Origin of the sequence: Brevundimonas sp. SH203, from assembly GCF_002157625.1 — a bacterium.
Taxonomy (GTDB): domain Bacteria; phylum Pseudomonadota; class Alphaproteobacteria; order Caulobacterales; family Caulobacteraceae; genus Brevundimonas.
Genome location: NZ_BDMM01000003.1, coordinates 426939 through 439806, shown reverse-complemented (window position 1 = coordinate 439806; position 12868 = coordinate 426939). Strand labels below are relative to the sequence as shown.

The following is a 12868-nucleotide window of genomic DNA, read 5'->3' as shown; positions in this document are numbered from 1 at the left end:
GCATTGCTGTAGCCCGTTCCGTCCAGCGCATTCGCCGTGTAAGAGCCTCGGCATGACCGTTTACCTGCACGAGGGCGACCTGCCCGACGATCTGGACCTGGGGGCCGAGGTCGCCATCGATTCCGAGACCATGGGCCTGCGGTTCCGCCGCGATCCGCTGTGCGTGGTGCAGCTGTCGTCCGGGGACGGGAACGCCCATGTCGTGCGGCTGAACCGGCCCGCCTACGACTGTCCGAACCTGAAGCGGGTTCTGACCGATCCGGCCGTGACCAAGATATTTCACTTCGGCCGGTTCGACATCGGCATGTTCCTGCTGCACCTCGGCGTCGAGACGCGGCCGGTCTATTGCACCAAGATCGCGTCCAAGCTGGCGCGCACCTATACCGACCGGCACGGTCTGAAGGACGTGGTGCGCGAGACGGTGGGCGTGGATTTGTCCAAGGCCCAGCAGTCCTCGGACTGGGGGGCCGAGACCCTGACCCAGGCGCAGCTGGACTATGCGGCGTCGGACGTCCTTTATCTGCATGCGGCCAAGGCCAGGCTGGACCAGATGCTGGCGCGCGAGGGGCGCGCGGAACTGGCCGCGAAATGTTTCGACTTCCTGCCGACCCGTTCGGCGCTCGACCTCGCCGGATGGGACGAGGTCGACATCTTCGCCCACAGCTGAGGCGCGCTTGACCGACCCCGTCGATCCGTCCCGCATCGAGGCCGACGAGGCCCGGGTCGCCCTGGCCGGCGCCCGCTGGCGCGCGCGTTCGCGGCGGGTGAAGCTGTATCGCCGTGTGCTGCCCATCGTCATCCTGGTGCTGGCGGGCGGCGTCCTGACCTGGACGGTGTTCCGCACCGTCATGTCGGGGGTGGAGCGCAAGGCCAGCCAGAGCCAGGAGGTGCGGCTGGACAGCCCGCTGTTCCACGGCCAGGATTCGCAAGGCCGCGCCTTCACCGTGGGCGCGCAAGGGGCTGTGCGCGATCCCAACACCGGCAAGTTCCGCCTGATCGGTCCGGCGCTGAAGCTGAACCTGGGCGGGCGCAAGGTGACGGAGCTGACCGCCGACGGCGGCACATACGACGAACAGGCCAGGACGGTGACGATCGGCCCGAACGTGCGGATTTCCGACGGCGGCACGGGCTTCATCCTGACCACGCCAGAGGCGGTTGTGAACACCGCGACCGGAGTGGTGACGGGTTCAAAGGGCGTTCAGGGTTCAGGCCCTATTGGAACCATCAACGCATCGTCCTATGCCATCTATGACCAGGGTCAGCGCGTGGTGTTCGATGGCGCGGGCGACAACAAGGTGAAGGGCGTGCTGACGCCCGCGGGTGCAGGCCGATGATGACGATGAAGATTTCCCGGGCCCTGGCGGCCGTCGCGCTGGTCGCGGTCGTCGCCGCGCCCGCCGTGGGCGACGCCCAGAGCCAGAGCCAGACGCGGGCCCAGGCGTCGAACCAGCCGGTGGCCTATGGCGCCGACTCGGTCGAGTACGCGCCCAACCGGGTGATCCTGCGCGGCCGGGCCGAGGCGACCCAGGGCGGCAACCGCTTCCGCGCCGACACCCTGACGCTGGTCAGCAGCGACGGCGGCAGCCTGGAGCGGGCGGAAGCCGCCGGGACCGTCTATTTCGTCACCCCGGACCAGTCGATGCGCGGCGACCGTGCGGTCTATAATCTGGGCAATGGCGAGATCGTGGTGACGGGCAACGTCATCCTGACCCAGGGCCAGAACGTGCTGACCGGATCGCGTCTGGTCTATAACATCAACACCGAGACCGCCCGCATGGACGGCGCGCCGCGCGGCGCCGCCGGCAGCCGCGTGCAGGGCGTCTTCTATCCCAGCGGGAACTGAGGCCGCGCGGCCTCGGGATCACTGATTTGGCGCGCAAGGAACTCTCCGCCCTGAACCTGGACGACCGGCCGGCGGCCGCGTCGCCGCCCGTCGTCGCGCCGGCCGAAAAGGGCCTGCGGGTCGTCAGCATCGCCCGCTCGTTCGGGGCGCGGCAGGTGGTGCGCGACGTGTCCCTGACCGTTCAGCGGGGCGAGGTCGCGGGCCTCTTGGGGCCGAACGGGGCGGGCAAGACCACCTGTTTCTACATGATCACCGGCCTGATCCCGCCGGACTCGGGCTCGATCTGGCTGGACGGCGAGGACATCACCGGCCAGCCCATGTATCAGCGGGCGCGGATGGGCCTGGGCTATCTGGCGCAGGAAGCTTCGATCTTTCGCGGCATGACGGTCGAGAAGAACGTCCGCGCGGTGGTCGAGCTGAACTACCCCCCCGACCAGATCAAGGCCGAGACCGAGCGGCTGCTGCACGAACTGCATATCGACCACCTGCGCCATGCGGCGGCGACGGCCCTGTCGGGCGGCGAGCGGCGGCGGGTCGAGATCGCGCGCGCCCTGGCCGGGCGGCCGTCCTTCATGCTGCTGGACGAACCCTTCGCCGGCATCGACCCCCTGGCCATCGCCGACATCCGCACCGTGATCCGCTATCTGGCCAGCCAGGGGATCGGGGTGCTGATCACCGACCACAATGTGCGCGAGACGCTGGACATCACCGACCGGGTCTCGATCATCTCCAACGGCGCGGTCCTGTTCGAAGGCACGTCGGACGAGGCGATCCACGACGCCGAGGTGCGCCGGGTGTATCTGGGCGAAAACTACGTCTGACGATTAGCGTCTCCTCCCTGCGAAGCGGGGAGGGGGACCGCGAAGCGGTGGAGGGGTTCTCAACGTCCCACCGGCACCTACGATGCGGGGGACAGCCCCTCCGTCACGGCGCGAAGGCGCGCCGCGCCACCTCCCCATGAAATGGGGAGGAGACGAAAAGCGCGTTCGTCGGACGTTAACGGATTAGGCGACATTCTGCCCCAGCAAGTTCCGGGCCACTTCGGCCCAGGCGGCGGGATGCGGACGTGATCGGGCAGAGGTTAGAGGTCAGGCAGGGGCAGGGGCTGGTCATCACGCCCCAGCTGCAGCAGGCGATCAAGCTGCTGCAACTGTCGAACCTGGAGCTGGACGACTTCGTCGAGCAGGAACTGGAACGCAATCCGCTGCTGCAGCGCGAGGAGCCGGAGGGCGAGACGCCCGAGGCGGTCGAGCGGGCCGAGACCGGCGATGTCGAAATGACCTTCGGCGACGGGGTGGGCGAGGGCTCGGTCGCGGCGATGGACGCCGGATCGGACGACGTCTATGGCGACGCCGCGCCGGGCGAGCGCACCAGCGACCGGATGACCGACGAGGCCCAGCCGGGGCTGTCGGACTGGTCCAGCGCCGGCAAGGGCGGCTCGGTGTTCGAGGGCGAGGGCGAACGGCCCGACACCCACGAGCCGACGCTGTGGGAGCATCTTCAGGCCCAGGCGTCCTCGGCCGGGTTCACGGCGGCGGACCACGGCATCGCCCTGACCCTGATCGACGCCACGGACGAGGGCGGCTATCTGCGCGGCGAACTGGCCGAGTTCGCGGATCGGCTGGGCGTGCCGCTGGCGCGGATCGAGGCGGTGCTGGGCGTCTGTCAGGGGTTCGAGCCGACGGGGATCATGGCGCGGTCGGTGCCGGAATGCCTGAAGCTGCAGCTGATCGAGCGCAATCGGTTCGACCCGGCCATGGCGGCGCTGCTGGACAATCTGGACCTATTGGCGCGGCGCGACCTGACGGCCCTGCGCCGGGCGTGCGACGTGGACGGCGAAGACCTCGCCGAGATGATCGCCGAGCTGAAGGCGCTGACGCCGCGTCCGGGCGCGGGCTTCGGCGGGGAGCCGGCCCAGACGGTCGTGCCCGACGTCCATGTGCGGCCCGATCCGGCGGGCGGCTGGCGGGTGGAGTTGAACGCCGACACCCTGCCGCGCCTGCTGGTGGACAAACGCTATCACGGCCTGGTCCAGGCGGGCGCGCGGTCGGATACGGAAAAGACCTTTGTCGCGGACTGCGCGGCCCAGGCCAACTGGCTGGTCAAGTCGTTGGATCAGCGGGCCAAGACCATATTGAAGGTGTCGTCCGAGATCGTGCGCCAGCAGGACGCCTTCTTCGCCTTCGGGGTGGAGTTCCTGCGGCCGCTGAATCTGAAGACGGTGGCGGACGCCATCGGCATGCACGAATCGACCGTCAGCCGCGTCACCTCGAACAAATATGTCTCGACGCCGCGCGGTGTGTTCGAGCTGAAATTCTTCTTCACCGCCGCCATCCAGTCGGTAGACGGGGCGGCCAGCCATTCGGCCGAAGCCGTCCGTCACAAGATCAAGACGATGATCGACGGCGAGGGGCTGGAGGGCGACGTTTTGTCCGACGACCGGATCGTCGAAATCCTGAAGGAAACCGGCATCGACATCGCCCGCCGGACGGTGGCCAAATATCGGGAAGCCTTGAGGATTCCGTCCTCGGTGCAACGTCGGCGGATGCTGAAGACCGCCTGAAAATAATCGTGCAAGCTTCACCACAAAATGGTGATCTGGATTGACACCAAATCGGGGCGGGCGCGTTCTATCGGCATGCAAGTCCAAGTCAGCGGCAAGCAAGTGGATGTCGGCGAAGCGTTAGGCTCGCGCATCTCCCAGGAACTCGAAGACGGGGTCGGAAAATACTTCGCCCGCGGCGGTGACGACGCCGAGGTCGTGGTGTCCAAGGACGGCCATGGCTTCAAGGTGGACTGTTGGGTCCGCCTCGCGTCGGGCCAGACGCTGGTGACGACCGGATTCGGCGGCGACGCCCATTCGGCCTTCACCGAGGCGCTGGATCGCCTGGAAACCCGGGTGCGTCGCTACAAGCGCCGCCTGAAGGATCACCATATCGGCCCCAAGGGCCTTTCGCCCGAGAAGACCGAGAACGCCGCCCGCGAAGTCGCCCGCAGCATCGTGCTGCGGGACCCCGACAGCGTGGAGGACGACGTCTTCGGCGACGCGAGCCAGAACGACGGCCCGCCGCCGCTGGGCATGGTGATCGCCGAGACGGAACACGAAATCCGCACCATCACGGTCGGACGTGCGGTGCTGGAACTGGACATGACCGGCTATCCGGTCGTGCTGTTCCGCAATGCGGCCCACGGCGGCCTAGCGGTGGTCTATCGCCGCCCCGACGGAAACGTGGGCTGGATCGACCCGGAACGGACCTCGGCGACTAACGGCAAGACCAACGGCGGTCATGTGAACAACGATAAGGCCAACGGGGCCACGACCGACGCCGCCATGAACTGAACGGCTGAGTTTGACTTCGGCGCGGGAGCCTCTAAACGGGCGCCCGCGCCGTTCGTTTGCGTAATCGAGGGTTGTCTGATGGACATCGGTGATCTGCTCGCGCCCAAGGGCGTGGTGCTGCGCGGGGGGGCGTCGTCCAAACGCCAGGCCCTGCACGCCCTGTCCGAGGCGGCGGGCCATGCGCTGGGCGTCGAGGACGCCAAGGTGTTCGACGCATTGATGGAACGCGAGGCCCTGGGATCGACGGGGCTGGGGTCTGGCGTGGCGGTGCCGCACGCGCGTCTGTCCGAGATCGACCGGGTGACGGCGGTGTTCATGCGGCTGGATACGCCGGTCGCCTATAATGCGGTGGACGATCGGCCGGTCGACCTGATCTTCGGCCTGTTCGCGCCGCCCAAGGCGGGGGCCGAGCATCTGCGGGCCTTGGCGGCGGTGTCGCGCGCAATGCGTTCGCCCGAACTGCGCGAGCAGTTGAGACAGGCCCATACGACCGATGCGGTGCGGGCCCTGTTCGTGAAAGAGAATACAGCGACCGCCGCCTGACGGGGCGGTCCCGTCGCCGGTCAGTGGACCGAGACGGGCTCCAGCTCGTGCGCCACGGCGGCGGCGAAGGCGGTGTCGCGGTCGATCATGACCGCCAGACGCTCGCCGTCCGCGCTATGGACGGCGTACAGCGACTGGCCGGGATCGATCTCCACGTCCTTCATCTGCACCGCTTCGTCCAGCAGGTCGGACGCCTTGATCTCGCGCACATAGACGAGGTCGGGGGCGCCCAGGCCGGCGAAATCTTCCTTGGTCATGGTCATCGGCGTCATTAGGACCGCCTCCTTCGATTTGACAACGCCCGGATCGCCGGGCGGTTCGGAACGGCCGCAGGTTTCAGCCGGCCGTGATGGGAATGCGCCGCACCTGACGCTCGGCCTCGGGCCGGATCAGATCGACGTGCAGCAGACCATGCTCCAGCCGGGCGCCTGACACCTCCAGCCCGTCGGCCAGGACGAAGTTGCGGACGAAGCCGCGCGCGGCGATGCCCCGGTGCAGGAAGGTCTGGTCGGCCCCCGATCCCGATTTGCCGGCGTCGTCGCGCTTGCCGGCGATGGTCAGTTGGCGGCCGTCCAGGGTGATGGCCAGCTCCTCGGGCGAGAAACCCGCGACGGCCAGGCTGATCCGCACGCCCGCATCGCCGATCTGTTCGACGTTATAGGGGGGATAGCTTTCGGCCGCGGCCTTGGCGGCGCGGTCGATCAGGGCGCGGGTGTGGTCAAAGCCCAGCAGGAAGGGGCTGTCGAACAGGATGGTGCGCGTCGTCGTCATCTGGGGTCCTTGCGAGAAAGCGACCGGCGGCCGGTCCCCCGCAATCGGCAGGACCGTCCGTCACAGATGAAGATGGGGGCTGGCCGGGGCGGGATCAACTCTTCGGCGCCCGTCGTCCCCAATCCCGTCATCCTCGGGCTCGACCCGAGGCTGACGGCCCAGGTTCAATGGACAGTCGTGAAAACAGGCGTCCCGGCGCGTCATTCCGGGGCTGAGCGGAGCGAAGAACCCGGAATCCAGGGCCACAGTCGCGCTGTTGAACGCATCCAACGCCGGATGTCCGCCTCCTGGGTTCCGGGTTCGTCCTGCGGACGCCCCGGAATGACGGTGGTGGGCTGAATGTCGAGCGCCCCTAGTGGATGGCCTCGCCGTGCTGGGTGTAGTCCAGCCCCTCGACCTCCTGATCCTTGCTGACGCGCAGGCCCGTGGTGAACTTGCAGATCATCAGGACGACGAAGGTGCCGGCCGCGCTCCAGGCGATGGCGCCCAGCAGGCCCACGGCCTGTTTCCAGACGGCGGCGCCCTCGGCCAGGGCGTTGACGCTGGTGGTGGCGAACAGGCCGGTCAAGAGGGCGCCGACGATGCCGCCGACGCCATGCACGCCGAAGGCGTCCAGACTGTCGTCGTATTTCAGCGCGTGCTTCAGCCAGACCGCGCCCGCATAGCAGGCCGGGCCGGCGATCAGGCCGATGAAGAAGGCGCCCTTGGGATCGACGAAGCCGGCGGCGGGGGTGATGGCGACCAGACCGCCGACGACGCCGGACAGCAGGCCCAGCAGGGTCGGACGCTTGCGGTCGAACCATTCGATCGTCATCCAGCCCAGGGCGGCGGCCCCGGCGGCGAGAATGGTATTGAAGGCGGCGACGGCGGCCAGCGCATCGGCGGCCCCGGCCGATCCGGCGTTGAAGCCCAGCCAGCCGACCAGCAGAAGGCCGGTCCCGATGGCGCTATAGGCCAGGTTGGCGGGGGCCATGTTGTCGCGACCGAAGCCGTGACGCGGCCCCAGCACCAGGGCGCAGACCAGGCCGGCGACGCCCGCATTGACGTGGACCACCGCGCCGCCCGCGAAATCCAGCACGCCGAGATGGCCCAGATAGCCGCCGCCCCAGACCTGGTGACAGATCGGCGCATAGACGATCAGGTGCCACAGGCCGAAGAACAGCAGGCTGGCCGAGAACTTCATCCGCTCGGCGAAGGCGCCGGCGACCAGGGCCGGGGCGATGATGGCGAAGGTCATCTGGAAGCTGACGAACAGCAGTTCGGGCAGGCCGGGCAAGAGGGCGTTGGCCGTCTGCATCGTCACCCCGTTCAGGAAGGCCGCCTGGACCCCGCCGACGACGCCGTCGAGGACGCCCGGTCCCCGACCGAACGACAGGGCGTAGCCGATCAGGAACCACAGCACCGAGACGATGGCGAAGGCCGCCGCCGACTGGGCGATGACGCTGATGATGTTCTTCTTCCTGACCATGCCGCCGTAGAACAGCGCCAGCCCCGGCAGGGTCATCAAGAGGACCAGGGCCGTGGAGGTCAGAATCCAGGCCGTCGCCGCCGCGTCCAGCACCAGCGGCGCCTGATGGGGCAGAAGGGCGGGCGCCGCCAGGGCGGGCGAGGCCGCGAACGCCGCCCCCGCGGCGAGAGAGGCGGCGAGGGCGGCGGTTCGGTTCATGCGGCGGTCTCGGGCAGGAGAGAGGAAAACCAGGTCAGGCGGAGGTCTTGAGCCGTTCTGACCGGGCGACGATCTCGGTCAGGGGCGCGATGCGGACGAAGCGTTGCAGGCTGGCGTCCCAATCGCTCAGCAGACGCCGCGCCAGGGGCGAAGCGGTCGCCGCCAGATGGGCCTCGATCAGGCCCTTCAGGCGTTCGGCCGCCGCCGCGTCCAGATCGGCTATGCCCGCCAGATCGCCGTTCAGCGCGCGTTCGGCGGCGCCCGGCTGGTCCAGCACGAACAGCTCGCCGCCGCTCATGCCCGCCGCCAGGTTCCAGCCGACCGGACCCAGAACGACCACGCGGCCGCCGGTCATATATTCGCAGCCGTGGGCGCCCAGACCCTCGACCACGGCTTCCGCGCCCGAGTTCCTGACCGCGAACCGCTCGCCCGCCGCGCCCGCCACGAACAGGCGGCCGGAGGTCGCGCCGTAGAGCGTGGTGTTACCGCAGATCAGCTGGTCCTCGCGCCATTCGGGGGTGCGGACCGAAATCTCGGCGCCCGACAGGCCCTTGCCGACATAGTCGTTGGCCTCGCCCGTCAGATGCAGCTCCAGACCCTTGGCCGCGAAGGCGCCGAAGCTCTGGCCCGCGATGCCTTCCAGATGCAGCTTCAGCCGCCCGGCCGGCCCCTGCGCGCCGAAGCGCCGCACGATGGCGGACGACAGGGCGGCGCCGACCGTGCGCTGGGTGTTGTTCAGCGGATAGGACAGCTCCAGCGTCTGGCCGCGATCCAGGAAGCGGACGGCGTCCTTCAGCACCCGCGCGTCCAGGCTTTCGGCGATGGGCTTCCTCGCCGTCTTGTCGGCCCATTTGCCCGCCGCGCCCTCGTCCACCTGAACCAGCAGGGGGTTCAGGTCCAGGTCGTCCAGATGCGAGCCGCCGCGACGCACCTGACGCAGCAGGTCGGTGCGGCCGATGATCTCGTCCATCGTCCGGGCGCCGATGGAGGCCAGGATCTCGCGCGTCTCCTCGGCGATGAAGGTGAACAGATTGACGACCTTGTCCGGGGTGCCGGTGAACTTCTCGCGCAGGCGGTCGTCCTGGGAGCAGACGCCGACGGGGCAGGTGTTGGAATGGCACTGGCGCACCATCAGACAGCCCATGGCGATCAGGGCGGCGGTGCCGACCCCGTATTCCTCGGCCCCCAGCATGGCGGCGATGACCACGTCGCGGCCCGTGCGGACCCCGCCGTCGGTCCTCAGCGTGACCGAGCCGCGCAGATTGTTCAGCGTCAGCACCTGATGGGCCTCGGCCAAGCCGATCTCCCACGGCAGGCCCGCGTGCTTGATCGAGGTCTGGGGCGAGGCGCCGGTGCCGCCGTTGTGGCCGGCGATCAGGATGGCGTCGGCGTTGGCCTTGGCCACCCCCGACGCGATGGCGCCGATGCCCGACGCGGACACCAGTTTCACCGTCACCCGCGCGTCGGGGTTGATGGCCTTCAGATCGTAGATGAGCTGGGCCAGGTCCTCGATCGAATAGATGTCGTGGTGCGGCGGCGGCGAAATCAGGGTCGTGCCGGGCACGGCGTGGCGCATCCGGGCGATGAATTCCGTGACCTTGAAGCCGGGCAGCTGGCCGCCCTCGCCGGGCTTGGCGCCCTGTGCCACCTTGATCTCGATCTCGCGGCACTGGTTCAAATATTCGGCGGTGACGCCGAACCGGCCGGACGCCACCTGTTTGACCGCCGAGTTGGCGTCGTCGCCGTTGGGGCGCGGGTGGTAGCGTTCGGGGTCTTCGCCGCCCTCGCCGGACACCGAGCGGGCGCCGATGCGGTTCATGGCGATGTTCAGCGTCTCGTGCGCCTCTGGCCCCAGGGCGCCCAGCGACATGGCCTGGGTCAGGAAGCGGCGACGGATGTCCGACACGCTCTCGACCTGATCCAGCGGAATGGGTGTGCCTTCGCGGAAGTCCAGGAGGTCGCGCAGGGAAAGGTCGGCCTGGGCGCGGACGACCTCGGAAAACTGCTTGAAGCGGCGATAGTCGCCCCGGTTGCAGGCGTCCTGCAGCAGGTGGATCGTCCGGGCCTCGTGGGCGTGGGCCTCGCCTCCGCTGCGGATCTTGAAGAAGCCGCCGATGGCGGGCGAGGGCGCGGCCTCGCCCCAGGCCACCTTGTGCCGCTTCATCGCCGCCTGCTCCAGACCGGCCAGACCGATGCCGGAGATGCGCGACGGTGCGCCGGGGAAGAACTCGGCCGTCAGGGCCCGCGACAGGCCCAGCACCTCGAACTCGCAGCCGCCGCGGTAGGCGGAGATGACGCTGATCCCCTTGCGGGCCAGGGTCTTCAACAGGCCCGCCTCGATGCCGGCCTTATAGTTCAGGCAGGCGTCGCGCAGCGTCAGGCCGGGATACAGGCCCCGGTCCAGACGCTCCTGGAACAGGTCCTGGGCCAGCCAGGCGTTGACGGTGGTGGCGCCCACCCCGACCAGGACTGCGAACCCGTGCGGGTCCAGCGTCTCGGCCGTGCGGACCACGATGGAGCAGTAGGAGCGCAGACCGGCCTTGGTCAGGCGGCCGTGAACCCCGGCCGTGGCCAGGATCATCGGCGCGGCCAGACGATCGGCGGACCCATGCTGGTCGGTCAGGACGATCAGGGCCGCGCGGTCGCGGGCGGCGGCCTCGGCCTCGTCCATGATCCGGTCCAGCGCGGCGCGCAGACCGGCGCCGGAGCGGGCCTCGTCGGACGGCAGGTCGTAGCTGCAGTCGATCACCACAGTCGAACCGGCGCCGACCGTCTCGACCATCCGCTCGTACATGCCGTTGGTCAGGACCGGGCTGTCCAGAACGAAGACGTCGGTCTGGGCCTCTTCTTCGGCCAGGATATTGCCCAGGTTCTTGAACCGGGTCTTCAGGCTCATGGCCCCCGCTTCGCGCAAGGGGTCGATGGGCGGGTTCGTCACCTGGCTGAAGTTCTGGCGGAAATAGTGGCTCAGCGGACGCGGCAGGGCCGACAGGACGGCGGGCGGGGCGTCGTCGCCCATCGAGCCGACCGCCTCCTTGCCGTCGCGCACCAGGGCGTCCAGCAGCAGGTCCAGGTCCTCGCGGCTGTATCCGGCGGCGATCTGACGGCGGGTCAGGGCCTCGCCCGAGACCGAGCGCGGTTCCGGTCCGGGGCCGATGATCGGCTCCAGATCGACCATATTGTCCAGCCATTCCGTATAGGGATGGTCGGCGGCCAGGGCGTCGATGGCCTCGTGCTCGTCATAGACGCGGCCGTGCTTCAGATCGACGGCGATCAGCTTGCCGGGGCCGATGTGCAGGCGACGCTTCACCCGGCTTTCGGGGATCGGCACCAGACCGGCCTCGGACCCCGCCATTAAGAGGCCGTCGACGGTCTCGACGGCGCGCAGGGGACGCAGGCCGTTCCTGTCCTTGCCCGCCACGATCCAGCGACCGTCGGCGGCGCAGATGGCGGCCGGGCCGTCCCACGGCTCCATCACCGCATTGCAATAGGCGTAGAAGGCCCGGTGTTCGGCGGGCATGACCACGTCGTCCTTGGCCCAGGCTTCGGGGATCAGCAGGGCCTTGGCCATCGGCGCGGGGCGACCGGCGTGGACCAGCACCTCCATGACGTTGTCGAGCGCGGCAGAGTCCGATCCGCCCGGCTGGACCACCGGCTTGACCTCGCGGTCGCGGTCGCCGAAGGCGCCGGCCGCCATGCGGATCTCGTGCGACTTCATCCAGTTCAGATTGCCCTTCAGCGTGTTGATCTCGCCGTTGTGGGCCAACATGCGGAAGGGCTGGGCCAGCTTCCATTCGGGGAAGGTGTTGGTCGAATACCGCTGGTGGAAGACGGCGTAGGCCGAGACGAAGCGCGGGTCTTCCAGATCGGGATACAGGTCGCCCAGCAGTTCGGCGCGCACCATGCCCTTGTAGGCGATGGAGCGGGCGGACAGGGTGCAGATATAGACGCCGGGCAGGTTCTCGGTCTTGACCGTCTTCTCGATGCGGCGGCGGCACAGATACAGTTCGCGTTCCAGCGCCTCGCCGTCCAGCGGTTGGCCCGCGTCGTCCAGCGGCGGGGCCAGCATGATCTGTTCGATCTCGGGCCGGGTCGCGCCGGCCTTGGTTCCCACGACCGACAGGTCGATGGGCGTCTGGCGCCAGCCATAGATCCAGAAACCGCCGCGCAGGGCCTCGGTCTCGACGATGGCGCGGGCGCGGTCCTGGGCGCCCAGGTCGGTGCGCGGCAGGAAGATCTGGCCGACGCAGATCGGGCCGGGCCGCAGGCTCTGGCCGATGGAGGCCACCTGTTCGGCGAAGAAGGCCTGCGGCAGTTCGGCCATGATGCCCGCGCCGTCACCCGACAGGCCGTCGGGATCGACCGCCCCCCGGTGGGCCACGGCCTTCAGGCTGCGGATCGCATAGTCGACCACGTCGCGGCGCGGCGTGCCGTCGATGGAGCAGACCAGGCCCACGCCGCAGGCGTCGCGCTCTGAGGCGCGGTCATAGGCGTTGGCGGCTTCCAGCCGGTCGCGGGTTTCGTTGTAGGTGTCTAACCAGGTCATAAGCTTACCCAACCCCTCCGCTCATCCCCGCGAAGGCGGGGAGCCAGTGCTGTCGCGAGACGCCGGCGTCAGGGATAAAAATCGTTGATCCGTCTGCTCCGTCGGAGCGCCCAGAGATCTGGGTCCTCGCCTGCGCGGGGATGAGCGGAAGTTTGAGGA

General features: G+C 68.8%; 11 protein-coding genes. 7 read left to right on the top strand and 4 right to left on the bottom strand.

The window, feature by feature from the left end:
- Nucleotides 1-52: 52 nt before the first annotated feature.
- The 7 genes from SH203_RS09075 (at nucleotide 53) to SH203_RS09045 (ending at nucleotide 5726) form a co-directional block, all read left to right on the top strand.
- Nucleotides 53-667, top strand: a complete 615-nt coding sequence (locus SH203_RS09075) for a ribonuclease D (protein WP_087120545.1) — start codon at nucleotides 53-55, stop codon at nucleotides 665-667.
- A gap of 7 nt (nucleotides 668-674) precedes the next feature.
- On the top strand, nucleotides 675-1334 hold the full coding sequence (gene lptC / locus SH203_RS09070) for an LPS export ABC transporter periplasmic protein LptC (RefSeq protein ID WP_087120543.1): 660 nt from the start codon (nucleotides 675-677) through the stop codon (nucleotides 1332-1334).
- Between the two features lie 5 nt (nucleotides 1335-1339).
- Nucleotides 1340-1843: an LptA/OstA family protein gene (locus SH203_RS09065; RefSeq protein ID WP_200808871.1), complete on the top strand. Its 504-nt coding sequence runs from the start codon at nucleotides 1340-1342 to the stop codon at nucleotides 1841-1843.
- A 26-nt stretch (nucleotides 1844-1869) separates the two neighbouring features.
- Entirely contained in the window at nucleotides 1870-2664 is a 795-nt protein-coding gene (lptB, locus tag SH203_RS09060; protein WP_200808870.1) for an LPS export ABC transporter ATP-binding protein, read from the top strand.
- Nucleotides 2665-2909: 245 nt separating this feature from the next.
- Nucleotides 2910-4406 (top strand): RNA polymerase factor sigma-54, encoded by a 1497-nt coding sequence (gene rpoN, locus SH203_RS09055; RefSeq protein WP_087120541.1) that lies wholly within the window; start codon nucleotides 2910-2912, stop codon nucleotides 4404-4406.
- Between the two features lie 75 nt (nucleotides 4407-4481).
- The gene (gene hpf / locus SH203_RS09050; protein WP_087120684.1) at nucleotides 4482-5183 is read left to right on the top strand and encodes a ribosome hibernation-promoting factor, HPF/YfiA family; all 702 of its coding nucleotides are present in this window, start codon (nucleotides 4482-4484) and stop codon (nucleotides 5181-5183) included.
- 78 nt (nucleotides 5184-5261) lie between these two features.
- Nucleotides 5262-5726, top strand: a complete 465-nt coding sequence (locus tag SH203_RS09045; protein WP_087120539.1) for a PTS sugar transporter subunit IIA — start codon at nucleotides 5262-5264, stop codon at nucleotides 5724-5726.
- Nucleotides 5727-5746: 20 nt separating this feature from the next.
- On the opposite strand, the gene SH203_RS09040 is transcribed toward SH203_RS09045, so the two are convergent.
- The 4 genes from SH203_RS09040 to gltB form a co-directional block, all read right to left on the bottom strand.
- Complete coding sequence (locus tag SH203_RS09040) at nucleotides 5747-5998, bottom strand: DUF1150 domain-containing protein (protein ID WP_087120537.1); 252 nt, start codon at nucleotides 5996-5998, stop codon at nucleotides 5747-5749.
- Between the two features lie 64 nt (nucleotides 5999-6062).
- Nucleotides 6063-6497, bottom strand: a complete 435-nt coding sequence (locus tag SH203_RS09035; RefSeq protein ID WP_087120536.1) for an Hsp20 family protein — start codon at nucleotides 6495-6497, stop codon at nucleotides 6063-6065.
- 352 nt (nucleotides 6498-6849) lie between these two features.
- Nucleotides 6850-8163 carry an ammonium transporter gene (locus tag SH203_RS09030; protein ID WP_087120535.1) on the bottom strand — a complete coding sequence of 438 codons (1314 nt, stop codon included), beginning with the start codon at nucleotides 8161-8163 and terminating at the stop codon, nucleotides 6850-6852.
- A gap of 34 nt (nucleotides 8164-8197) precedes the next feature.
- Nucleotides 8198-12709: a glutamate synthase large subunit gene (gene gltB / locus SH203_RS09025; protein ID WP_087120533.1), complete on the bottom strand. Its 4512-nt coding sequence runs from the start codon at nucleotides 12707-12709 to the stop codon at nucleotides 8198-8200.
- Nucleotides 12710-12868: the final 159 nt, after the last annotated feature.

What these genes read in the sequence shown, in the direction of transcription:
- SH203_RS09040 (WP_087120537.1), bottom strand. Translation starts at nt 5,998, where the DNA reads ATGACGCCGATGACCATGACCAAGGAAGATTTCGCCGGCCTGGGCGCC.
- SH203_RS09065 (WP_200808871.1), top strand. Translation starts at nt 1,340, where the DNA reads ATGAAGATTTCCCGGGCCCTGGCGGCCGTCGCGCTGGTCGCGGTCGTC.
- SH203_RS09045 (WP_087120539.1), top strand. Translation starts at nt 5,262, where the DNA reads ATGGACATCGGTGATCTGCTCGCGCCCAAGGGCGTGGTGCTGCGCGGG.
- SH203_RS09075 (WP_087120545.1), top strand. Translation starts at nt 53, where the DNA reads ATGACCGTTTACCTGCACGAGGGCGACCTGCCCGACGATCTGGACCTG.
- hpf (WP_087120684.1), top strand. Translation starts at nt 4,482, where the DNA reads ATGCAAGTCCAAGTCAGCGGCAAGCAAGTGGATGTCGGCGAAGCGTTA.
- SH203_RS09035 (WP_087120536.1), bottom strand. Translation starts at nt 6,497, where the DNA reads ATGACGACGACGCGCACCATCCTGTTCGACAGCCCCTTCCTGCTGGGC.
- gltB (WP_087120533.1), bottom strand. Translation starts at nt 12,709, where the DNA reads ATGACCTGGTTAGACACCTACAACGAAACCCGCGACCGGCTGGAAGCC.
- SH203_RS09030 (WP_087120535.1), bottom strand. Translation starts at nt 8,163, where the DNA reads ATGAACCGAACCGCCGCCCTCGCCGCCTCTCTCGCCGCGGGGGCGGCG.